The sequence below is a fragment of the Pseudomonas sp. E315 genome (assembly GCF_055406205.1).
In genome coordinates this window covers 1-21,477 of sequence record NZ_JBUZPJ010000023.1, presented here as the reverse complement: position 1 = coordinate 21,477, position 21,477 = coordinate 1, and the positions used below count along the sequence as shown (strand labels likewise).

Below are 21,477 nucleotides of genomic sequence, written 5' to 3'. Positions count from 1 at the left end.
CTGCAAGCGCTTCTCAGTCTTCCAACTCGCGGCGTTCCTGCTCAATGGCCTCGGCCAACGCTTGCGCCTCAGCCTCTTCGTCGCTCATGGCAGGAGGCAGTTCTAGGGCTGCAACAGCGGCCAACAGTTGAGCACGTGCCTGTTGAGCATCGCTGATCTCTGGCTCAGGTGCTGGGGCCGGCTCTTCAGTAGCCATCGTCGCCCTGGCCAAATCCTCACGCAGCAAATCATCAAAGTCGGTTTTAAGGCCCTCTTCCATTGTGTCCAGCTCCACCAGCAAGGTGCGAAAGCTGGTTTCATCCTTGGGCTCCTCGGGCTCGGCGCTTTCGTCAGCCAACGCCTGAAGATGCGCTGGGACTGGCGCATCGTCAAAGTCGAGGATGGGATCGGGTTCCAACTCGCGCAGCTCAGCCAGCGGCGGCAAGTCGTCGAGGTTTTTCAGGTTGAAGTGATCCAAAAAACCCTTGGTGGTCGCAAACATCGCTGGCCGGCCCGGCACTTCGCGATAACCCACCACCCGAATCCACTCGCGCTCAAGCAAGGTTTTGACGATGTGGCTGTTGACCGCCACGCCTCGCACGTCTTCGATTTCGCCACGGGTAATGGGCTGGCGATACGCAATCAAGGCCATGGTTTCGAGCATGGCACGCGAATAGCGTTGCGGGCGCTCTTCCCACAGCCGGCCAACCCACGGCGAAAACTTTTCGCGAATTTGCAAACGATAGCCTGATGCCACTTCCTTGAGCTCAAAGGCACGGCCATCACAGGACTTGCGCAACAGTTCAAGGGCCTTTTTGAAGACTGGCGGCTCGGGCCGCTCGCCCTCTTCAAACAGTTCAAACAAACGCTCAAGGCTTTGCGGCTTTCCCGAGGCCAACAGAAAGGCTTCAAGCAAAGGGGCCAGCTCGCGGGGGTCAGTCAAATTCATGGTTTCAGCTCTTTACTCGGCTCTCGCCCGCACATGGATCGCCGCGTAGGGCTCGTTCTGTACCAATTCGATCAAGGACTCCTTGACCAGTTCAAGGATGGCCATAAAAGTCACGACCACCCCCAAACGCCCTTCTTCGGCAGTGAACAGCTCAACAAAGGGGACAAAACCTGCGCCTTTGAGGCGTTCTAGCACATCGCTCATGCGTTCACGGGTAGACAACGCCTCGCGACTGACCTGATGGCTTTCAAACATGTCCGAGCGGCGCAACACTTCGGCCATCGACATCAGCAGCTCTTCGAGCGCCACATCGGGCACCAGTTTGCGCGCCCGGGCTTCAGGCGCATCCAGTTTGGGCACGACCACATCGCGCCCTACCCGGCTTAAACCATCAATCCCTTCAGCTGCGGCCTTAAAGCGCTCGTATTGCTGCAAGCGTCGTATCAATTCGGCACGCGGGTCGCCCTCGTCCTCTTCGATCTCGGCTGAGCGCGGCAACAGCATGCGTGACTTGATCTCGGCCAACATCGCGGCCATGACTAGGTACTCGGCTGCCAACTCCAAACGCACCGTTTTCATCAACTCAACATAACCCATGTATTGCCGGGTAATTTCCGCTACGGGGATGTCGAGAATGTCGATGTTTTGCTTGCGAATCAGGTACAGCAACAAGTCGAGCGGACCTTCAAACGCATCGAGAAAGACCTCAAGTGCATCCGGAGGGATGTACAAGTCTTGAGGCATTTCGATGACGGCCTGGCCATAAACCATCGCAAACGGCAGTTCTTGCTGAGCACCGGCTTGAGGGTCTGCGGCTTCAATCACTTCAACGTCAGACATCAGGCCTCGACCATAAACGGCGTCGGGTCACCGCACCCCACACGAACCACTTCTGGTTCTTCGTCCACCAGACTGATCACCGTCGAAGCCTTGTGGCCACCAAAGCCGCCATCAATGATCAGGTCGACTTGTTTTTCCAGTGCATCACGGATTTCGTATGGGTCTTCCATTGGCTCGGCTTGCCCCGGAAGAATCAGGGTTACGCTCATCAGCGGTTCATTGAGCTCAGCCAACAATGCCAGCGCCAGCGGGTGGCTGGGCACGCGCATACCAATGGTGCGACGCTTGGGGTGCAGCAATAAACGCGGCACCTCACGGGTGGCATTGAGGATAAACGTGTACGGCCCCGGCGTGTGGGCCTTGAGCAAACGGAACGTACCGGTGTCGACCTTGGCGAACAGCCCCAGTTGGGACAGGTCACTGCACATCAGAGTGAAGTTGTGTTTATCGTCTAGATTGCGCAGGCGCTTGATCCTTTCGATGGCGTGCTTGTCGCCCATTTGGCAACCGACCGCGTAAGACGAGTCGGTGGGATAGATCACCACGCCGCCTTTTCTGATGATCTCAACCGCCTGTTTAATCAGGCGCGGCTGAGGGTTTTCCGGATGAATCTGGAAAAATTGACTCACGTTGTTTACCTGTTCAGACGTTGGCAGTGGGCTGGTCATATTTAAATCGACACCACAATGGCGGCAGATCTTCCGGGATGGGGCGATATTCGCCAATCTCGGACCAGCCTCCAGGGCCATGAAAATCACTGCCGGCAGTCACCAGCAGACCGAACTCACGCGCCAGAATCGCCAGGCCGCCCACTTGCTCAGCGGGCTGATAGCCATTGACGACCTCAATCGCGTGACCCCCTGCTTGAATATAGTCGCCAATCAGGCGTCGGCGTTTGCTACGCGTGAAATCGTAATGCGACGGGTGCGCCAGACTGACCCAGGCACCAGCAGCACGCAGGGTGCCAACGGTGTCTTCGAGGGTTGGCCAATGCTGCTTAACATCGCCCAATTTGCCGGCACCCAGCCACTTGCGGAACGCTTCGGCACGGTCTTTGACATACCCCGCCTCTACCAAAAAGTCCGCAAAATGCGGACGGGCAGGCGCATTGCCGCTATCGCCCAAAGTTTTTTGAATGGCCCGCGCACCTTCAAGGGCGCCAGGCATACCTTTAAGTGCCAGCTTGCGGCTGATTTCTTCGGCACGCAGCCAACGGCCCTCATGCAGCTTGGCAATTGCCTCCAGCAGCGCCGGAGCGTTGATGTCAAAACCGTAGCCGAGCACATGAATCGTCGCCCCGCCCCAAGTACAAGACAATTCGACGCCGTTAACCAACTGCATGTTCAGCGCCTGAGCGGCTGCACGGGCCTCTTCAAGGCCCTCAAGTGTATCGTGATCGGTCAGGGCCAGGACTCGCACACCTTTCTCGAACGCACGCGCAACCAGTACCGCGGGCGCCAAAGCGCCGTCAGACGCTGTGCTATGGCAATGCAAGTCAATTTCCACGGGAATTTAATAACCTCTAGCTGACGCTTTCGCTGTCATTGATGTTTGTTATTATGCCGACACATCCTGCTTCTGGCTGCCACTGTGAAACAATTCATCGACTTCATCCCGCTGTTACTGTTTTTCATCGTCTACAAAATCGAACCGCGCATCGTCGAAATCGCCGGGCACAGCCTGACGGTCGGCGGTATCTACAGCGCCACTGCGATGCTGATCATCAGCTCTCTGGTGGTCTACGGTGCGTTGTTTATCTCTCAACGCAAACTCGAAAAAAGCCAATGGCTGACGCTGATTGCTTGCCTAGTGTTTGGCAGCCTGACGCTGGCGTTTCACAGCGAAACCTTCCTGAAATGGAAGGCGCCAGTGGTGAACTGGCTGTTTGCACTGGCTTTTGCCGGTAGCCACTTCATTGGCGACAAGCTACTGATCAAACGCGTGATGGGTCATGCCTTGACCCTGCCCGATGCTGTGTGGACTCGCCTCAATCTGGCCTGGGTCGCCTTCTTTATCTTCTGCGGCGCAGCCAACCTGTTTGTGGCCTTCACTTTCCAAAGCATCTGGGTCGACTTTAAAGTGTTCGGCAGCTTGGGCATGACCCTGTTGTTTTTGGTAGGCCAAGGCATTTATCTGTCGCGCCACCTGCATGACACCGACCCTTCAACCTCCAAAACCGAGGACTGACATGCTCTACGCAATCATTGCCACAGACGTCGCCAATTCGCTGGAAGCTCGTCTGGCTGCTCGCCCGGCACACCTTGAGCGCCTCAATCAACTTAAAGACCAGGGCCGTGTCGTACTGGCCGGGCCGCACCCTGCCATCGACAGTAATGATCCGGGCTCGGCCGGTTTTAGCGGAAGCCTGATCGTTGCCGAGTTTGACTCCCTGAGCGCCGCCCAAGCCTGGGCCGATGCTGACCCGTACATCGCGGCAGGCGTTTATGCCAATGTGATCGTCAAGCCGTTCAAACAAGTTCTGCCGTAAGCCCTGCGGCGCAGTGAATCCTTTTAGCCGATTGACTGCGCCGTATCACTGCTCATTATTCTCGTTTGGCGGCCGACAACCTGCCGAATGTCTTATAAAAATGAGGAGTTGGGATGCGCCAAGGTTTGCTGTGTTTGCTGTTGATCATGTGCTCGGTCGGTACTCTGGCACAGGCTGAAGACATGCCCGTTAATGACAACTCGGTGCCGCTGTCGCTTAGCGCAGGCACTCAAATCACCGACTTGCAGCAACGTCTCAAAGAAAGCGAACGCCTACGCAGTGAGTTAAGCCAAGCGCTAAAAAGCGCTGACACAGCCCGCGAAAGCAAGCAATTAAGCCAACTGCGCCAAGAGAACCAAAACCTCAAGCAGCAGTTGACTCAAGCTGAAGCCAGCCCCGGTTTTAATCTGCTCACCGAGCAGCAAAAATGGTTTGTGATCGGCGGCGCAGTAGCGCTATTGGCACTGCTGTGCGGTATCTTCGCCACTGGCGGGCGTAAACAGCGTCGGCAATGGCTATAAATTGAGTGAGACATGAGCGACCTGTTACTGATAGATGATGATCAGGAGTTATGCGAGCTGCTGACCAGTTGGCTGAGCCAGGAAGGCTTTCAGGTTCGCGCTTGCCACGATGGCTTCAGCGCTCGCAAGGCGCTTGCAGAGTCCAGCCCTGACGCCGTGGTGCTGGATGTGATGCTGCCCGATGGCAGCGGCCTTGAGCTTCTCAAACAATTGCGTAACGACCACCCTGACCTGCCAGTGCTGATGCTGTCCGCTCGCGGAGAACCTCTGGACCGGATTTTAGGGTTGGAACTGGGTGCTGATGACTACTTGGCCAAGCCCTGTGACCCTCGCGAGTTGACTGCCCGTTTGCGTGCGGTGCTGCGACGCAGCCACCCGGCTGCGGTCTCCACTCAACTGGAACTGGGCGACCTGTGCTTCAGCCCAATGCGCGGGGTCGTCACGATCAACGAACACGACATCACTCTGACCGTTTCTGAAAGCCGCATCCTTGAGGCTTTGTTGCGCCAGCCAGGCGAACCACTGGACAAACAGGAACTGGCCCAAATCGCCCTAGGGCGCAAGCTGACCCTGTACGACCGCAGCCTGGACATGCACGTCAGCAACTTGCGCAAAAAGATTGGACCGCACCCTGATGGCAGCCCGCGTATCGTCGCCCTGCGCAGCCGAGGTTATTACTACAGCGCCTGAACACATGTGAGGCCGTTGCGCCCCCTTCGCAACCCTCACGGGCGCGTTTCCCTTTTGTAAACCTGCAGCAAAACCTTCTTTACCTAAGCTTTACGCTTGGCTGACAGCGATTGACCTTGATCTCCCTAAACTGGGCGCATCCGGATTCACCGGAACCGTAATAAGGAGACACACCATGCGTAAGACTCTAATTGCTTTGATGTTCGCTGCTGCTCTGCCAACCGTTGCAATGGCCATGCCTGGAGGCGACGGCCCAATGGGTCAACGTCACGGCGGGCAGCATGGCCACAACGCCCCTTACAGCCAACTGGACCTGAGCCGCGAACAGCGCCAGCAAATTGGCAAGTTGATGGGCGAGCAAATGCAAGAACGTAAGCAACTGGTCGAAAAGTATCTGGAGAAACTCCCAGCAGCTGATCAAAAGGCGCTGAAAGACGAAATCGCTGCCAAGCACGAGAAGACCCAGAGCGATATTCGTGCTTTGCTCAAGCCTGATCAGCAAAAACGTTTCGACGACATGCAAAAGAAACGCACTGAACGTCAAGCCGAGTGGAAACAGTTCAAAGACTGGAAAGCACAACAGGCTCCAAAAGCGCAATAATCCGCGCACCTTCCAAGCCCAACGGCCCACCAGCCGTTGGGCTTTGGCCGTTTTAATTCATCACCCATGAGGACACACCGTGCGATCACTGTTTTGGCGCATTCTTGCCAGTTTTTGGCTGGCAATTGCCTTGGTCGCAGGGCTGTCGATCCTGCTTGGGCACATGCTCAATCAGGACGCGTGGATTCTCAGCCGTCACCCCGGCATTGCTTCGCTGGCTCAGGAATGGACCCAGCGTTATGAAACCCAGGGTGCCGACGCGGCTCAGGATTTTCTTGAACGTCGCAAGCGCCGTTATCACATTGACGTGCAAGTGCTCAATGAAAGTGGCGACCCACTGGTGCGAGGCACTTTCCCGCGCAGGGCCGCAGCTTGGGAAGCCCGGCAAAGCCACGGCACAGACAATCAATTGCCTTGGCGTCGCCTGACAGTCGAATACACCAGCCCCACTACAGCAGAAACCTACCTGCTGATTTACCGGATCCCAAACCCTGAGCTGGACGCCTGGCATCGCGAAAGCTTGATCTGGCCGTTAAGCGCGCTGGGGATTGCCCTCGTGGTGCTGACGCTGTTCAGCCTGCTGGTCACACTATCGATTACCAGACCGCTGAGCCGTTTACGGGGAGCGGTGCATGATTTGGGGCAAACCACATATCAACAAAACAGCTTGGCGCGACTGGCCTCAAGGCGCGACGAGTTTGGCGTGCTGGCCACTGACTTCAACCGTATGGGCGCACGCCTGCAAAGCCTGATCGGTAGCCAACGGCAATTACTACGTGATGTGTCCCACGAGTTACGATCACCCTTGGCCAGATTACGTATCGCCTTGGCGCTGGCCGAGCGTGCTGGCCCAGATGAGCGAGAAAAGCTCTGGCCACGTTTGACCCGTGAGTGTGATCGCCTGGAATCATTGATCAGCGAAATCCTGACACTGGCCCGGGTTGATGCCGATCAAGCCAGCGCCGAACACATCGAACTGAATGCGCTACTCACTGCGGTGCAAAAAGACGCTTCAATGGCGGCCCCCGAACAACATGTGCAGCTCACGGCCGACCCCGATCTCACGCTCAGTGGCTGGCCCACCATGATTGAACGGGCCGTGGATAACCTGTTGCGTAACGCGCAGCGTTTCAACCCGCAGCAGCAGCCGATTGAGTTGACGGCCGTGCGCGAGCACGAACGCATCCTCATCAGCGTTCGCGATCACGGGCCGGGGGTGGCAGAAGAGTATTTGACACAGTTGGGCGAGCCCTTCTTCCGTGCGCCGGGCCAAACGGCTGCCGGGCATGGCCTGGGCCTGGCGATTGCACGCCGGGCAGCAGAGCGTCACGGTGGGCGCTTGGTGCTGAACAATCACCCGGACGGCGGGTTTGTTGCCACCCTAGAGCTGCCTTTAAAGCCAAGCGGCACACTTTAAAAAAATGACTGCTGTCGCGCAGGCTGCGAACTTTATTTGGACAAAATCGCAGCCTTCGGTAGTTGCTACCGCGTTTTTCGCTAACCCGTAGAGTGCAGTAAGGTGCTTATCCTTACGCCGACCATGCGGTTACGAATTCGGTGGTATCCACTTTGGGAGCCGTGCGCAGTTCATTTTGCGCAGTGCCCAAGTAAAGAAAAGCCACCACTTCTTCGTTTTGCGCCAAGCCAAGCCCTTTGGCCACCTGCGGCGCATACGATAATTCGCCCGTGCGCCACACAGCGCCAATGCCTTGAGCGTAAGCCGCCAGCTCAATGGCATGGGCTGCACAGCCCGCAGTGATCAGCTGCTCAGACTTGGGCACTTTGAAATGCTCTTGCAAGCGTGCAACCACAACCACCACCAAGGGTGCGCGCAATGGCATGGCCCGGGCTTTATCCAATGCCGCCTGAGTCACTTCGCCGCCTTGAGCTTGCACGGCCTCGGCCAGTATTTCGCCCAACTGCTGGCGGGCTTGGCCTTCAACAGTCAAAAAACGATAAGGTCGTAATTGACCATGGTCGGGAGCCCGCAGGGCCGCTGCGAAAAGGGCTTCTCGCTGTTGTGCCGTAGGCGCAGGATCGAGCAGGCGCGGAGCAGAAACACGGTTGAGTAAAGCGTCGAGAGCCTCCATCGGCCACCTCCTGATGAAAATGTGCGGCTATTCTAACGGTATCTCCTACAGGGTTGGCGGTTTACATACCCCCGCCCACAGGTAGAATGGCGCCCCTCTTCCATGCCCGAGCTGACTTCATGGCGTTGCCGACTTTACGCATCATTGGTTTTATCATCGGCATCTTCCTGATTACGTTGGCGGTCAGCATGGCCGTGCCTATGCTGACACTGGTGATTTACGATCATCTGGGCGACTTGCCGTCCTTTCTCTGGGCCAGTCTGATTACCTTTGTTGCAGGGTTGGCGCTGGTTTTACCGGGACGACCGGAACAAGTTCACCTGCGCCCGCGCGACATGTACCTGCTGACTGTCTCCAGCTGGGTGGTGGTGTGTATCTTTGCTGCGCTGCCATTTTTGCTGACCCAGCACATCAGCTACACCGACTCATTTTTCGAAAGCATGTCCGGCATTACCGCCACCGGCGCAACGGTGCTCAGTGGGCTGGACACCATGTCGCCGGGCATCCTGATGTGGCGCTCCATGCTGCACTGGCTAGGCGGTATCGGCTTTATCGGTATGGCTGTCGCCATTTTGCCCTTGCTGCGAATCGGCGGCATGCGTCTGTTCCAGACCGAGTCGTCTGACCGCTCTGAAAAAGTCATGCCCCGCTCACACATGGTGGCCCGACTGATTGTGGCCACTTATGTGGGCATCACCATCCTGGGCAGTCTGGCCTTTTGGTGGGCGGGCATGAGCGTTTTTGATTCGATCAACCATGCCATGTCGGCCATTTCTACGGGCGGGTTCTCGACCTCCGACCAATCGCTGGCCAAATGGTCACAACCGGCTGTTCACTGGGTCGCGATTGTCGTCATGATTATGGGCAGCTTGCCCTTCACCTTGTACGTCGCCACGCTGCGCGGCCACCGCAAGGCCCTGATCAAAGACCAACAAGTTCAAGGTTTACTCGGGCTGCTGCTGGTGACTTGGCTGGTGCTGAGCACTTGGTATTGGTGGACGACCAACATGCCGTGGTGGGACGCCTTTCGCCATGTGGCGCTAAACGTCACGTCGGTGGTCACCACCACCGGTTTTGCCCTTGGCGACTACAGCCTGTGGGGCAATTTCTCACTGATGCTGTTTTTCTATCTGGGTTTTATTGGCGGCTGTTCCGGCTCGACAGCGGGCGGGATCAAAATTTTCCGCTTTCAAGTCGCTTATATCCTGCTCAAGGCCAACCTGAATCAGTTGATCCACCCGCGGGCGGTGATCAAACAAAAGTACAACGGCCACCGGCTCGATGAAGAAATCGTACGCTCGATTCTCACGTTCTCGTTCTTCTTTGCCATCACCATTTGCGTGATTGCACTGGCCCTGTCGCTGCTGGGTCTGGACTGGATGACCGCCCTCACCGGGGCCGCCAGCACCGTGTCTGGTGTGGGGCCGGGGCTGGGCGAGACCATTGGGCCATCAGGCAACTTTGCCACCCTGCCGGATGCAGCCAAGTGGATCCTGTCGTTGGGCATGTTGCTTGGACGTCTAGAGATCATTACCGTGTTTGTTCTGTGCATACCGGCGTTTTGGCGGCACTGATAACAGCGCTTCTGTAGGAGTGCGCTCTTTGACCCTTAACGTCATTAGCCGACAGAGACCACTATGGGCCACATCCTGTCACTGCGTCATTATCGCCAAGACGTGATTGCTCACAGTCATGAGCACGCACAGGTGGTGATCAACTTGTCTGGCAAGCTCGACTTCGAGGTAGACGGCCGGGCCAGTTTGTTGCAGCAACACCATTTGCTGGTAATACCTGAAGGCCATCATCACACCTGCGAGAGCGCACGCGGCAGCCATTGCTTGGTACTCGATGTACCGAACGAAGACTGGCTTGCTCAATCATTGGGCGCACACGCCGATACCAGTCGCCGACTGCTCGGCACTGCGGGGCACTTGAGCCTGACACCAAAGCAGCATCAATTGGTCAACTGGCTCGCCACCAGTGCCATGAGTGATCCTGTGATGGCTCGCCAAGGTGCGGTTTTATTGCTGGCCAGTTTGAACGCCCTCGCAACAGAGCATGTCCAGTCAAAACGCCTGCCTTGGGCGGCATTGGATACCTACATCGAACAAAATGCGGCTTACCCGCTCCAAGTCGCAGATTTGGCCCGTATTGCCGGTTTGTCCTGCGCTCGCTTGCACAGCCGCTTTCTGAGTGAAAGTGGGCAAACTCCCATGGATTACATTCGTCATCGTCGCTTGCACAGCGCATTGCACCTGCTGCGCCACAGTACGTTACCCATTGGGGACGTTGCCAACCGAGTCGGTTATTCATCACAAAGTGCATTCTCTGCCGCGATGCTGCGTGAGTTCGATGCTTCGCCCAGCGCTTTGCGCCGCGAGTCTGGCGACAACTGACGCTTGTTTAACGACAGACACCCAGCGTGCGAGCGCCTTAGACTGCACGCCTTGTTACTCTCGACTAAGGACTGCCATGACCCCGCGTACCGCCTTGGGGGCGCTTCACATCGGTGCTTTGCTGTTCGGCCTGACAGGCGTATTTGGCAAACTCGCTGCGGCTTCGGCGTCGATTATTGTGTTTGGCCGCGCCGGGTTTGCAGTCTTGGCGCTCGCCAGTTTTGCAGTGCTGTCCAAAGATACACGCTGGCAAACACTCACCAGCCGCGACGTTCGTGGCCTGCTGCTCAGCGGCCTGCTGCTGGCCGGGCATTGGGTGAGTTTTTTTGTTTCGGTCAAAATCGCCGGCGTCGCCATTGCAACACTAGGCTTTGCCAGCTTCCCGGCTTTTACTGTGATCCTCGAAGGGCTGATTTTTCGCGAACGGATTCGCGTCAACGAAATCGTGCTGGTGGTACTGGTCAGTGTGGGGCTGATCCTCGTCACACCGGCATTTGATCTGGCCAGTCAGGCCACAGAAGGCCTGTTATGGGCCATTGCTTCGGGGCTGTTGTTCTCGTTGCTGTCATTAAACAATCGTGCCAACGCTGGACGAGTCCCCGCAGTGCAAGCAGCTATGTGGCAAAACGCAGTAGTTGCGGTGTGTCTGCTGCCCTTTGCCGCACCAGAGCTTGGCGAAGTGCGCCCGCTTGACTGGTTGTGGATTAGCCTGCTCGGCGTGCTTTGCACCGGTGTGGCTCACAGCCTGTTCGTCGCCAGCCTGGCGGTCATCAAGGCACGCACCGCCGCTGTTGTGTTTGCTCTGGAGCCGGTTTACGGCATCACGCTGGCGTGGGTGTTGTTTCACGAAACACCTACGCTGCGTATGCTGCTGGGCGGCGCACTGATCATCATCGCGATTGTGGTTTCAAGTCGCCTGGCCAGTGGCCCGACACCGCCCAAGCCCGTATTGGACGCTACCTCTCACTGAACCCGGTCGTTATGCCCCAGATCACGCTGCGGGTCGATTTGATCGCGTACCCGCTGCTTGAGCACCTTGGCTTCAGGGAAGCCACCATCGGCCTTGCGCTCCCAAATTTGGATGCCATCACACGTGATGTGAAACACCCCACCCGTACCGGGCTTGAGCGCAACCTGCTCCAAGTCGTCAGCAAAGGTGCTGAGCAGTTCTTGGGCCAGCCACGCTGCACGCAACAACCATTGGCATTGAGTGCAGTAGGTGATGACAATGTGTGGCTTGCTCTGCGACATAATTTCTAAGGCTCAAGTAATGAAAGGCGCCGCTATAATAGCCGCCTTTCTCGCTTGCCCAGAGATCCAAGATGCGCCGCCTGCTCAGTTGTCTACTCCTTTGCCTTTGCCCGCTGGTTCTGTTTGCAGCGCAAACCCCACACCCAAAAATTGGTCTGGTGTTGTCCGGCGGCGCAGCTCGCGGCCTGGCACACGTCGGTGTGCTCAAAGCACTGGAAGAGCAAGGCATTCATATTGATGCCATTGCGGGCACCAGTATGGGTGCGGTCATTGGCGGCTTGTATGCCTCGGGCTACAAGATCGACGAACTGGAAAAGCTCGCACTCAATATCGACTGGCAAGAGGCTTTATCCGACTCACCCGCTCGAGAAGACGTCCCGTTTCGGCGCAAACAGGATGACCGGGATTTTTTGGTTAAACAAAAACTCAGCTTTCGCGACGATGGCAGCTTGGGCCTGCCGCTGGGCGTGATTCAGGGCCAAAACCTGTCCTTGCTGCTCGAAAGCCTGCTGGCCCACAGCAGTGATATTCGTGATTTCGACAAACTGCCCATCCCCTTTCGCGCCGTGGCCACCGACATTGTTAACGGTCAAAAAGTGGTATTTCGCAAAGGCCACCTGCCTCAGGTGATTCGCGCCAGCATGTCGCTTCCAGCGGTGTTTGCTCCTGTCGAAATCAACGGCCAATTGCTGGTAGACGGCGGTATGGTCGATAACGTCCCGGTGGATGTGGCTCGCGAAATGGGTGTCGATAGGGTCATTGTGGTCGACATCGGCACCCCGCTACGTGGGCGCAAACAGCTCAATACAGTGTTCGATATCCTCAACCAGTCCATCACCTTGATGACGCGCAGCAACTCTGAAGTGCAACTGGCTTCTCTTCAACCTGACGATGTACTGATTCAACCTTCGCTCGCCAGTTTTGGCGTGACTGACTTTGGCCACTCGCAAGAGATCATCGATGCAGGCTACCGGGCCACACAGGTGCTCGAAAAGCGCATGGCCAGCTTGCGCCAGCCTGCAGACGTGCAGCTCAATGCAGCGCGCTCACCCGAACAACGTAACCCGATCATTACCGCGATCAAAATTGAAAATGACTCCAAAATCGGCGATTCGGTGATCCGTTACTACATCCGCCAACCCGTGGGTGAACCGCTGGATCTGGGACGTTTACAGCGGGACATGGGCACCCTGTATGGCCTGGATTATTTCGAGCAGGTGCAATATCGAGTCGTACACAAAGGCAAAGAGCAGACATTGGTGATCAGCGCGCGCGGCAAACGCAGTGGCACTGACTACTTAAGACTGGGGCTCAATTTGTCTGACGACATGCGCGGCGACAGCGCATTCAATATCGGCGCCAGTTATCGGGTCAACGGCATCAATAAGTTAGGCGCCGAGTGGCTGACACGGGTGCAAATCGGCGATCAACAAGAGTTGTACAGCGAGTTTTATCAGCCTCTGGATGCCGGTTCACGCTACTTTGTCGCGCCGTACATTCATGCCCAGTCACAAAACGTCGAAGCCATATTGGACAACGACCCCATCGCTGAATACCGGCTTGAGCGTTACGGCTTTGGCTTGAACTTGGGCCGCCAAATTGGCAACAGTGGCGAAATTCGCCTCGGGATTGGCGAAGCTTGGGGCAAAGCCGATGTCAGAATTGGCGAACGCGATTTGCCAAGCACGAGCTTCAACGAAGGCTTTTACGACATTAAATACTCGTTCGACTCACTGGATAACGTCTACTTCCCGCACTCGGGCGAAGACATTGGCCTAAGCGTGCGCCAGTTTGATCCCGCGCTGGGCTCTGATGAAAAATACCGTCAGTGGGAGTTTCATTTAGACAAAGCGCTGAGTCATGGCCCCAACACGTGGGTTTTGGGCGGGCGCTATGGGCGCACGTTAGACAAAGCAGAGGTTGTCACCTCAAGCTTCTTGCTGGGGGGCGCACGCCAGTTGTCGGGTTTCAGGCAAGATGCCATTTCAGGACAGAACATCAGCCTGATGCGTGCCGTTTATTACCGACGACTCACGCCCCGTTCTTATTTGCCGTTTGATTTCCCGCTATACGCCGGCGCTTCGCTGGAGCGCGGGCGCGCCTGGAACAACGACAACGAATTCGACAGTGGCTATATCAATGCGGCGAGCATTTTTATCGGCTTCGACACACCGTTAGGCCCGCTCAACTTCAGCTACGGTTTTAACGATGATGATCAGAAGGCGTTGTATTTGAATTTGGGGCAGACGTTTTAAGGTCGCTAATCACGCAAATGAACCTGCCTGACGATGCGGCGGCTGCCTTACCAGACGTAGCCCCGCTCTACTCATCAACGACTACAGGCGGGCATTTGGCAGACGTTGCCGAAGGCTGCGACCCTTCAGGGTCAAAAGATCGTAGCCATCGGTATAGGTGAGGATCAGTTCTTTTCGAGGTTGGCCAAAATTTGGCTATGAACCCGCATGCAAAGGCGCTGTTCTTCTTCACTGATACCCACAAACAGCTCGTGACGCAGCGCCGTGGCGATGGCTTCGATTTGTGCAATCAACGGACGGGCAGTATCACTGAGTACGATTTTCTTTGCGCGACGGTCTTCAACCACTGCATGGCGCTGCACCAGCCCTTGTGCTTCAAGACTGTCGAGCAATCGAGCCAAGGTCGGGCCTTCAACCCCTACGCTTTGCGCCAATTCGCGCTGAGTGGGCACACCGTCAAATCGCGCCAAATGCAGCAGCACCAGCCAACGCGCTTGAGAAAGCCCCAGACCCGCAAGGCGACGATCCAGTTCGGCACGCCAACCCCGTGACATTTGGGCCAGTTGCATACCAAAACGATGTTCATCCGTTAACGACATAAAAAACTCAATGGTTAGACTGAAATAGGCTGAAACTAATTATTAGCCAGCTAAGCATGGAGCCTGCAGATAGGCAAGGCCTGCGCGTCGCTCAATCGTTACATAACGCAAACGGTGTTTAAATTTCGAACTCAGATTGCAACGCCGCACGCACGCAATACAGCACACCCTCCGGCACCCGACCTTTGAACTGCTCAGCAATGCTGGCAACGCTTGGCAGCTCACCCTCTCCATCCAGAAACGCATCCTGAACTTCTTCCATCAGGTCTTCTGGCAAGTCCAGCGCTTGCTCCAACGACAGTTCCTGACGCCCGATAGCCTCAGCCAGCATGGTGTAAACGTTCTTTTCAGAACACTGCAATTGCCCTGAAATCTGCATCGGGGTCATGCCGGCACGCGCCAGGCTAATTAGCTCATGTCGAATGTCTGCAACCACTTTCGGGGTTTCAGCCTGACCGCCCAGCACTTCGAGGAATGCTTCGCCGTAACGCTCCAGCTTGCGTGCACCGATACCACTGACGGTGGCCATTTCTGACAAGGACGTCGGTTGGCTGCGCAGCATTTCGAGCAGCGTTGAGTCCGGGAAGATGACATAAGGCGGGACGCCATGCTCTTCAGCCAGTTTGCGACGCAAGGCGCGTAAGGCCTCCCATTGCTCGCGCTCTTCGCCGCGAACCAATTGGCTGGCTGGGCTGGCAGAGCTGCTCTTGACCGAGGTTTGTGGCTTGAGCTCACGACGCAACTCCAATGTCACTTCGCCGCGAAGCAACGGGCGGCAGCTGTCATTCAAGCGCAAACCGCCATAGCCTTCGATATCAATATCGGCCAGCCCACGCGCGACCAATTGGCGAAACAGCGTGCGCCACTCCCCCTCGGCGCGCGCTTTACCGACTCCGAACACCGACAAATGTTGATGCCCAAAGCTACGGACTTTTTCGTTCTCACGGCCCAGCAGCACGTCGATCAAATGCCCAGTGCCATAACGCTGACCTGTGCGGTAAATCGCCGAAAGCGCCTGACGCGCAGGCTCCGTCGCATCCCAGGTTTGCACGCCATCAACGCAGTTGTCGCAATGCCCGCATGGTTGCGGCATATCTTCATCAAAGTAGGCGAGCAAAGTCTGACGGCGACAGCGGGTTTCTTCGCACAAAGACAACATGGCGTCGAGCTTGTGATGCTCCAAGCGCTTGTGCCGCTCATCGCCTTCAGAGTTTTGCAGCATCTGCTTAAGCATCACCACGTCTTGCAGGCCGTAAGCCATCCACGCATCTGCCGGTAGACCATCACGGCCTGCCCGGCCGGTTTCCTGATAGTAAGCTTCCAGAGATTTGGGCAAATCTAAATGCGCAACAAAGCGCACGTTGGACTTGTCGATTCCCATACCAAAGGCAATGGTCGCAACCATGATCAGCCCTTCCTCATTGAGGAAGCGCTTTTGGTTGGCTGCACGGGTGTCGCTCGGCAAACCCGCGTGGTACGGCAAAGCCGGAAACCCGTGTTCACACAGGAACTGCGCTACTTCATCGACTTTTTTACGTGACAGGCAGTACACAATGCCCGCGTCGCTGCGCCGCTCCGACAGGAATGCCAAAAGCTGCTTGCGCGGCTGCTCTTTGGGCACGATGCGATAAAAGATATTTGGGCGATCAAAGCTCGACAAAAAGCGCTCTGCGTTTTGCAAATGCAGGCGCGTGACGATTTCTTCGCGGGTACGTTTGTCTGCTGTGGCGGTCAGGGCGATGCGCGGCACATTAGGAAACATCTCGGCCAACTGGCCCAATTGCAGGTATTCGGGCCTAAAATCGTGCCCCCACTGCGACACGCAATGTGCTTCGTCGATAGCAAACAGGGCAATGTCCAAACTTTGTAAAAACGCCATCATGCGCGGCTGCACCAATCGCTCAGGCGCCAGATACAGCATTTTCACTTCACCACGCTTGATGCGATTCGCCAGATCACGCTGCTGCTCAGCGCTCAGGGTCGAATTCAACGCTGCGGCGGCAACGCCTAGTTCTTCCAGCGTGGCAACCTGATCGTCCATCAAGGCAATCAGCGGCGAAACCACCACTGCCAAGCCATCACGCAACAGCGCGGGCACCTGAAAGCACAAGGATTTGCCGCCGCCCGTTGGCATCAGCACCAAAGCGTCGCCACCATTGGCCACGCGCTCAATAATGTCACCTTGGCGGCCACGGAAACTGTCATAGCCGAAGATGTCTTTGAGTACGCGTTGAGCCTGTTCGAGCATAGAAACTCCAGAAATCGCCGAAACACCCCCGCGCTGGCGGTATCGTGCGTGGCCACAAGCCTTTAAAAGCCTCGGGCAGCAGACGCAGGATCCGTCGCATTAAGCGCAGGGCATCACAAAACGCGGCAGTATACCCGAGCCGTCCCCGGCAAAGGGCGCGGTGATTACAACACCGATCGCCGGGAAGTGATGGCAAATGTGCCCTGCGACTGGCCTGCGGGCTCAAGAAAGCCTAGAATTCGACATCGTATATTTTCTAGGTAATGCCTTAATGTCCTTCGCTGAGCAACTAACCCGCCTGCAAGCCTTCCTCGACGCCGACGAGCTGCATGACGAGGCGCTGGACTACGTGGCCACCCACGGTTTTCTGACAGCCCTGTCCATCTGCTCTGAAGTAGTCCCTGAGCGCGAATGGATTGACGCCATCTTCTCTGAAGAGTCGCCTCACTACAAAGACGATGCCCAACGCGCAGAGATCGAGGCCACCTTGATCCAGCTCAAGGCCCATATCGCTCGCCAACTGGCGTCGGACGAAGAGTTCGAACTGCCTTGCGATCTGGACTTGGGCGATGACCCGGATGATTCCGACCTGCGCGGCTGGTGCATCGGCTTCATGGAAGGCGTTTTCACCCGTGAAGAAGCCTGGTTCGAAACCGCAGAAGACGAAGTCAGCGAAATGCTGCTGCCGATCATGGTCGGTTCGGGCTTGTTCGATGAACAACCAGAGTTCGCCGACATCGCCAGTGATGCCAACTTGATGGACGACATGATCGTTCAAATCCCTGAAGCCCTGACAGCGCTGTACCTGCTGTGCAACGCTCCAGACGAAAAACCAGCGATCCTCAAGCCTCGTCACCACTGATTGCTGAGTGACCTTGCCCCCTTCGAGTAACCGCCCACGGTTGCTGCGCTACGCACTGTTTGCCATCGGCTGGCTGAGCGTAGTGTTGGGGGTCATCGGTATTTTCTTGCCGGTCTTGCCTACAACCCCTTTCCTGTTACTGGCTGCCGCCTGCTTTGCGCGCAGTTCTCCTCGTTTTTATCACTGGTTGGTCGAGCACCCTCGGCTCGGGCCTTGGATACGTGATTATCTTGATGGCAACGGCATCCCGCTCAAGGGCAAGGTTTACGCCATTGGCCTGATGTGGCTGAGCATTGGATTGTCCTGCTATTTGGTGCCCTTGATATGGGCACGCAGCTTTATGTTGACCAGCGCAGTGCTGGTGAGCATTTATATCCTTCGTCAGAAAACCCTCGAAAAGCGCTAGTTAAACGTTCTGCCTGATCGCCGTAACGTTTTTTCACGCCACTCGTTAGTTTGTAGACGCGGGCTTGCTCGCGATCAAGCCACCCTCATTCCTCTACGAGTACGCAGCGAAATGAGGGCGAGCAAGCTCAGGCCTACTGTTTCCTCTTACACCGTATCCACCTTCAACGAATGGTCATTGAGCATGCCGTTGATAATGGTCGCTGTATCCGCCCCACCAATAACCCCGCCTGCTCCCGGCGTCACACCGTAATGATTGGCCAGATTGACCCCCGCCAAATCGATCGTCTGAACTGACGCACCGCCCGCCACCGCACTGATGTCGATGGTGGTCACTGGCGATGTGCCTGCAACCGTGACCTTGAAGTGCAGGAAGTCATCCAGCGAGGCTGATGTAGCGCTCTCGCCTTGCAGTAATTGCGACAGGTCAAGCTTGTCGGTGCCGGGTTTAAAGTCGGCCACGGTGTCACGCCCCACATCACCTTGACGCCACAAAAACGTATCGCTGCCAGCACCGCCAATCAACGTGTCGTTACCCAGTCCGCCGATCAGCGTGTCATTGCCTAAACCACCATTAATCACGTTGGCACCGCCGTCACCAATCAGCGTGTCGTTGTAGTTGGAGCCGATCAAGTTCTCGATCGAAACCAACGTATCAATGCCCGCTCCCGTCTGGGCAGCCACCTGCCCGAGCGTGACAGTTACGCCCGTAGTGGCATGGGCATAGCTGGCAGTATCAACACCCGTACCACCATCCAAAAGGTCATTACCCGGGCCACTGAACAACAAGTCATTCCCGGCATCGCCATAGAAGTTATTATTCCCGGCACCGCCGGACAGCACATCATTCCCCCCATTCCCGTGCACGGTGTTATTGCCCGCCCCCACCAGCATCACATCATCGTTGGCAGTACCCGAGAGTGAAGTCCCGGCCTGGTAAGCGATGTTGACACCTGCGCTACTGCTGCTGCCAGACGTGTCAGTGGCGGTGTAAGTGCCAGCAAAATCAGGGTTAGCGGCCGAGTTGCCGTAGTTGATGGTCATTGTCAGGTTGTAGTTCTCAGCTGCCGTGCTTCCATTTGAAGACCCGCCATCGACAATGTTGACCAAATGAATCTGATAGACACCGGTTTGTGCCGCGGTAATGGTCTGGCCATCATTAATCGCAACATAGTTTCCCCCATTAAAGGAGTATTCCATGCTGATCCATCCGCTGGGCAAATCGTGATTCAGGTTCAATGTTTCGCCCTTTTTGAGGCTGACATTGATGAAGTCCTCATCGTTGGCATTAGCAATGGTTACAGCACCCAAATGCCCCGACACTACCAGCGCTGCCGTCATAGCCGTTGTATTGGCCTGAAAGGCGCTTCGGGAAAGGGTGATGGCCTGATTGGCCGAGGTATTGGCGGTATTGTTGAACGTGACTTTGGACGTGACAGCCGTGCCGGTAAAGTCCGCGCCTTTTGCCCCCCACAATGTTTGAAAGGTGGTGGGGCTGGCAGTCAAAGGGTCGCCATTAGGGTCGCTATCATTGGCCAATAACAGATCAGCAGGCACCACAATGCTCGATGACAGTATGTTAGTGATGATGTTGTCAGCCACTGCCACTGGCGCCGCGTTTGGCGTGACATGAATCACCAAGCCTGAGCCGGCCAGATCACCGTCATTGTCACTGACCGTAAAGGTGATGGTCTCGTCGAATGCCGTCGCTGCCACTTTTGTCAGCGTGTAGACATACTCCCCTGTGTCCAGGTCAATGACAAAGCTGCCGCCCTTGCTGGTGGTCACCGTCAGGGTGTTAGTCACCGTATCGAAGCTATAAAGCGTTGCCAACCCTGTTGACGCCACAGCGCCTGCGCCCGCTGGGTTATAGGTATAGGTAATGCCGTCGATGGTGATCGTTTTAATGAAGCCGCCATCCGCACCAAACGACCCGCCATCCAGCAACGACCCTGTTGCCTTGGGCGCCTGCACAGTGCCTGTCAGCACCGCATCCAATTGCGACAGGTCAGTCACAATTACCGCGTTGGTATCAGTTTTGGTGCTGCCGTTATAAGCGATTGGATCAAGGTTCAGGTTAGTGGCGGCTGTGCCCAGACCAATGGCATAGCTGTTGATGTTGTTGACTTGATAAAACGTCTTGAGGCTCGCTTCGTCCGCAGGCCCGATCGCATCGCCGCTGTTGGGCTCGCCATCAGAGAAGAAGTACGCCACGTTTTGCGCACCCACCAACTTGCCAGCGGTTGCAAAGGCGGTCTTGGACCCTGCAATACCTGCATCGTAGTTGGTACCACTGTCCGCCTGCAGCGCATCGACAAAAGCCTTGGCTTGAGCCACCGTCACCCACTTACCGCTGACGTTTTTTGAACTATCGCTGAAGGTCACGACCTCGACCATGACATTGCCCATCGCGGCGTATTTGACCAGCAACTGGTTAATGGAGTCCTTCGCCAGCTGCAATCGGGTTTTACCAGGAACACCCGAATCCCAAGCCATACTCCCCGACACGTCAATCACCAGCAGCAAGTTAGAGTCAACTTGCTGCGAGGTTAGCGATTGATTACCCGCCACAACCGAGGGTATGTCATCGACGATATTGACTTTAATCGTGCCCGTGGTGGTGTTACCAACAGAGTCCTTCACTTGATAGGTGAACGTCTCACCCGCCACTACGTTGGCGCCGTTGTTGGCACCCGGCGTGGTTTTAGGCGCCGAGGTCAGGGTGTAGGTGTATTGGCCGTTGGCATTGAGCTGAATCTGCCCATACGTCCCGGTCGTGCTGCCTTGCAGGGTAAAAGTCAGTTGCCCAACACCACCTGAGGTGTTGCCTGCCAAATTACCCGTGACGGTTTCTGCGGTGGACGTCGGATCGCTGCCAGTGACCGTTCCGGGCGCCAAGTCATTGCCGTCCTTGAGGGTATCCAAAGCGCTTTCATTCACTTGAACCTGGGTGTCACCAAGCACTCGTGGACCGCTGTCCGTTAGGTTTATAGTCAGCGTCGTACTGCTTTGATCGCCATCAGCATCGCGGATGGTGTAGGTAAAGGTTTCAGTCGCTGTAGCGCCCGTCACCAGGTTCGGGGTGCTTTTGTACACCGCCGTACCGTCGGCTGACAGGATCAGGGTGCCGTACAGGCCATTGATCACGGTACTGCCACCACTGGTGACTGACGTTGTAGCCGTCGCCGGGTTCACGCCCACTTTCACGCCCACCACTGCACCGCCTGCAGCCCCGCCGTCGGCGCCCAACACGTCGTTGGTCAGCACGTTGAGGGTGATGGTGTCGCCTTCCACGCCGCTGCG

At 56.4% G+C, this 21,477-nt stretch carries 21 protein-coding genes; 12 read left to right on the top strand and 9 right to left on the bottom strand.

The features are described from left to right. Positions 1-13 precede the first annotated feature (13 nt). From scpB to ACZRJQ_RS21440, 4 genes are all read right to left on the bottom strand, one after another. Positions 14-928, bottom strand: coding sequence for an SMC-Scp complex subunit ScpB (scpB, locus tag ACZRJQ_RS21455; protein WP_463980302.1), 915 nt, complete (start codon positions 926-928; stop codon positions 14-16). Between the two features lie 12 nt (positions 929-940). Continuing rightward, positions 941-1,699, bottom strand: coding sequence for a segregation and condensation protein A (locus tag ACZRJQ_RS21450; RefSeq protein ID WP_463980306.1), 759 nt, complete (start codon positions 1,697-1,699; stop codon positions 941-943). Between the two features lie 68 nt (positions 1,700-1,767). Next, a complete protein-coding gene (locus ACZRJQ_RS21445; protein ID WP_463980301.1) occupies positions 1,768-2,397 on the bottom strand; it encodes an L-threonylcarbamoyladenylate synthase in 630 nt (209 codons plus the stop codon). A gap of 13 nt (positions 2,398-2,410) precedes the next feature. Then, positions 2,411-3,274, bottom strand: coding sequence for a PHP domain-containing protein (locus tag ACZRJQ_RS21440; RefSeq protein WP_463980300.1), 864 nt, complete (start codon positions 3,272-3,274; stop codon positions 2,411-2,413). 84 nt (positions 3,275-3,358) lie between these two features. On the opposite strand from ACZRJQ_RS21440, the gene ACZRJQ_RS21435 reads away from it, so the two are divergent. From ACZRJQ_RS21435 to ACZRJQ_RS21410, 6 genes are all read left to right on the top strand, one after another. Beyond that, the gene (locus ACZRJQ_RS21435) at positions 3,359-3,955 is read left to right on the top strand and encodes a septation protein A (protein ID WP_463980299.1); all 597 of its coding nucleotides are present in this window, start codon (positions 3,359-3,361) and stop codon (positions 3,953-3,955) included. 1 nt (position 3,956) lies between these two features. Then, positions 3,957-4,256, top strand: coding sequence for a YciI family protein (locus tag ACZRJQ_RS21430; RefSeq protein ID WP_463980298.1), 300 nt, complete (start codon positions 3,957-3,959; stop codon positions 4,254-4,256). A 113-nt stretch (positions 4,257-4,369) separates the two neighbouring features. After that, positions 4,370-4,777: an SH3 domain-containing protein gene (locus ACZRJQ_RS21425; protein ID WP_463980297.1), complete on the top strand. Its 408-nt coding sequence runs from the start codon at positions 4,370-4,372 to the stop codon at positions 4,775-4,777. A gap of 12 nt (positions 4,778-4,789) precedes the next feature. After that, a complete protein-coding gene (locus tag ACZRJQ_RS21420) occupies positions 4,790-5,467 on the top strand; it encodes a response regulator transcription factor (RefSeq protein WP_463980296.1) in 678 nt (225 codons plus the stop codon). Between the two features lie 175 nt (positions 5,468-5,642). Then, entirely contained in the window at positions 5,643-6,068 is a 426-nt protein-coding gene (locus ACZRJQ_RS21415) for a Spy/CpxP family protein refolding chaperone (RefSeq protein ID WP_463980295.1), read from the top strand. A 79-nt stretch (positions 6,069-6,147) separates the two neighbouring features. Continuing rightward, positions 6,148-7,485, top strand: coding sequence for a sensor histidine kinase (locus tag ACZRJQ_RS21410; RefSeq protein WP_463980294.1), 1,338 nt, complete (start codon positions 6,148-6,150; stop codon positions 7,483-7,485). 112 nt (positions 7,486-7,597) lie between these two features. Here the strand turns inward: ACZRJQ_RS21410 and ACZRJQ_RS21405 are convergent, their stop codons facing one another. Beyond that, the gene (locus tag ACZRJQ_RS21405) at positions 7,598-8,158 is read right to left on the bottom strand and encodes an NAD(P)H nitroreductase (protein WP_463980293.1); all 561 of its coding nucleotides are present in this window, start codon (positions 8,156-8,158) and stop codon (positions 7,598-7,600) included. Positions 8,159-8,277: 119 nt separating this feature from the next. On the opposite strand from ACZRJQ_RS21405, the gene ACZRJQ_RS21400 reads away from it, so the two are divergent. The 3 genes from ACZRJQ_RS21400 to ACZRJQ_RS21390 all read left to right on the top strand — a co-directional run bounded on the left by ACZRJQ_RS21400 (position 8,278) and on the right by ACZRJQ_RS21390 (position 11,524). Beyond that, positions 8,278-9,732: a TrkH family potassium uptake protein gene (locus ACZRJQ_RS21400; protein ID WP_463980292.1), complete on the top strand. Its 1,455-nt coding sequence runs from the start codon at positions 8,278-8,280 to the stop codon at positions 9,730-9,732. A 63-nt stretch (positions 9,733-9,795) separates the two neighbouring features. Next, positions 9,796-10,554 (top strand): helix-turn-helix transcriptional regulator, encoded by a 759-nt coding sequence (locus tag ACZRJQ_RS21395; protein WP_463980291.1) that lies wholly within the window; start codon positions 9,796-9,798, stop codon positions 10,552-10,554. 76 nt (positions 10,555-10,630) lie between these two features. Continuing rightward, positions 10,631-11,524 (top strand): DMT family transporter, encoded by an 894-nt coding sequence (locus ACZRJQ_RS21390; RefSeq protein ID WP_463980290.1) that lies wholly within the window; start codon positions 10,631-10,633, stop codon positions 11,522-11,524. Here ACZRJQ_RS21390 and ACZRJQ_RS21385 read toward each other — a convergent pair. Then, positions 11,518-11,805 (bottom strand): Rdx family protein, encoded by a 288-nt coding sequence (locus tag ACZRJQ_RS21385; RefSeq protein WP_463980289.1) that lies wholly within the window; start codon positions 11,803-11,805, stop codon positions 11,518-11,520. The two genes, ACZRJQ_RS21390 and ACZRJQ_RS21385, sit on opposite strands and share 7 nt — an antisense overlap. A gap of 71 nt (positions 11,806-11,876) precedes the next feature. On the opposite strand from ACZRJQ_RS21385, the gene ACZRJQ_RS21380 reads away from it, so the two are divergent. Next, a complete protein-coding gene (locus ACZRJQ_RS21380) occupies positions 11,877-14,060 on the top strand; it encodes a patatin-like phospholipase family protein (protein ID WP_463980288.1) in 2,184 nt (727 codons plus the stop codon). Between the two features lie 164 nt (positions 14,061-14,224). Here ACZRJQ_RS21380 and ACZRJQ_RS21375 read toward each other — a convergent pair whose 3' ends face one another. Both ACZRJQ_RS21375 and recQ read right to left on the bottom strand, forming a co-directional pair. Then, positions 14,225-14,659, bottom strand: coding sequence for a MarR family transcriptional regulator (locus ACZRJQ_RS21375; protein WP_463980287.1), 435 nt, complete (start codon positions 14,657-14,659; stop codon positions 14,225-14,227). A gap of 118 nt (positions 14,660-14,777) precedes the next feature. Then, positions 14,778-16,907, bottom strand: coding sequence for a DNA helicase RecQ (gene recQ, locus ACZRJQ_RS21370; RefSeq protein WP_463980286.1), 2,130 nt, complete (start codon positions 16,905-16,907; stop codon positions 14,778-14,780). Positions 16,908-17,178: 271 nt separating this feature from the next. Between recQ and ACZRJQ_RS21365 the strand changes: the two genes are divergently transcribed. After that, a complete protein-coding gene (locus ACZRJQ_RS21365) occupies positions 17,179-17,769 on the top strand; it encodes a UPF0149 family protein (protein WP_463980285.1) in 591 nt (196 codons plus the stop codon). Positions 17,770-17,776: 7 nt separating this feature from the next. After that, a complete protein-coding gene (locus ACZRJQ_RS21360; RefSeq protein ID WP_463980284.1) occupies positions 17,777-18,175 on the top strand; it encodes a YbaN family protein in 399 nt (132 codons plus the stop codon). 146 nt (positions 18,176-18,321) lie between these two features. Here the strand turns inward: ACZRJQ_RS21360 and ACZRJQ_RS21355 are convergent. Continuing rightward, on the bottom strand, positions 18,322-21,477 hold a 3,156-nt coding region (locus ACZRJQ_RS21355; protein ID WP_463980283.1), incomplete at its 5' end, for a type I secretion C-terminal target domain-containing protein.

Coding starts and splice junctions, on each gene's coding strand:
- scpB (WP_463980302.1), bottom strand. CDS start 928: ATGAATTTGACTGACCCCCGCGAGCTGGCCCCTTTGCTTGAAGCCTTT.
- ACZRJQ_RS21450 (WP_463980306.1), bottom strand. CDS start 1,699: ATGGTTTATGGCCAGGCCGTCATCGAAATGCCTCAAGACTTGTACATC.
- ACZRJQ_RS21430 (WP_463980298.1), top strand. CDS start 3,957: ATGCTCTACGCAATCATTGCCACAGACGTCGCCAATTCGCTGGAAGCT.
- ACZRJQ_RS21425 (WP_463980297.1), top strand. CDS start 4,370: ATGCGCCAAGGTTTGCTGTGTTTGCTGTTGATCATGTGCTCGGTCGGT.
- ACZRJQ_RS21420 (WP_463980296.1), top strand. CDS start 4,790: ATGAGCGACCTGTTACTGATAGATGATGATCAGGAGTTATGCGAGCTG.
- ACZRJQ_RS21415 (WP_463980295.1), top strand. CDS start 5,643: ATGCGTAAGACTCTAATTGCTTTGATGTTCGCTGCTGCTCTGCCAACC.
- ACZRJQ_RS21405 (WP_463980293.1), bottom strand. CDS start 8,158: ATGGAGGCTCTCGACGCTTTACTCAACCGTGTTTCTGCTCCGCGCCTG.
- ACZRJQ_RS21400 (WP_463980292.1), top strand. CDS start 8,278: ATGGCGTTGCCGACTTTACGCATCATTGGTTTTATCATCGGCATCTTC.
- ACZRJQ_RS21395 (WP_463980291.1), top strand. CDS start 9,796: ATGGGCCACATCCTGTCACTGCGTCATTATCGCCAAGACGTGATTGCT.
- ACZRJQ_RS21390 (WP_463980290.1), top strand. CDS start 10,631: ATGACCCCGCGTACCGCCTTGGGGGCGCTTCACATCGGTGCTTTGCTG.
- ACZRJQ_RS21385 (WP_463980289.1), bottom strand. CDS start 11,805: ATGTCGCAGAGCAAGCCACACATTGTCATCACCTACTGCACTCAATGC.
- ACZRJQ_RS21380 (WP_463980288.1), top strand. CDS start 11,877: ATGCGCCGCCTGCTCAGTTGTCTACTCCTTTGCCTTTGCCCGCTGGTT.
- ACZRJQ_RS21375 (WP_463980287.1), bottom strand. CDS start 14,659: ATGTCGTTAACGGATGAACATCGTTTTGGTATGCAACTGGCCCAAATG.
- recQ (WP_463980286.1), bottom strand. CDS start 16,907: ATGCTCGAACAGGCTCAACGCGTACTCAAAGACATCTTCGGCTATGAC.
- ACZRJQ_RS21365 (WP_463980285.1), top strand. CDS start 17,179: ATGTCCTTCGCTGAGCAACTAACCCGCCTGCAAGCCTTCCTCGACGCC.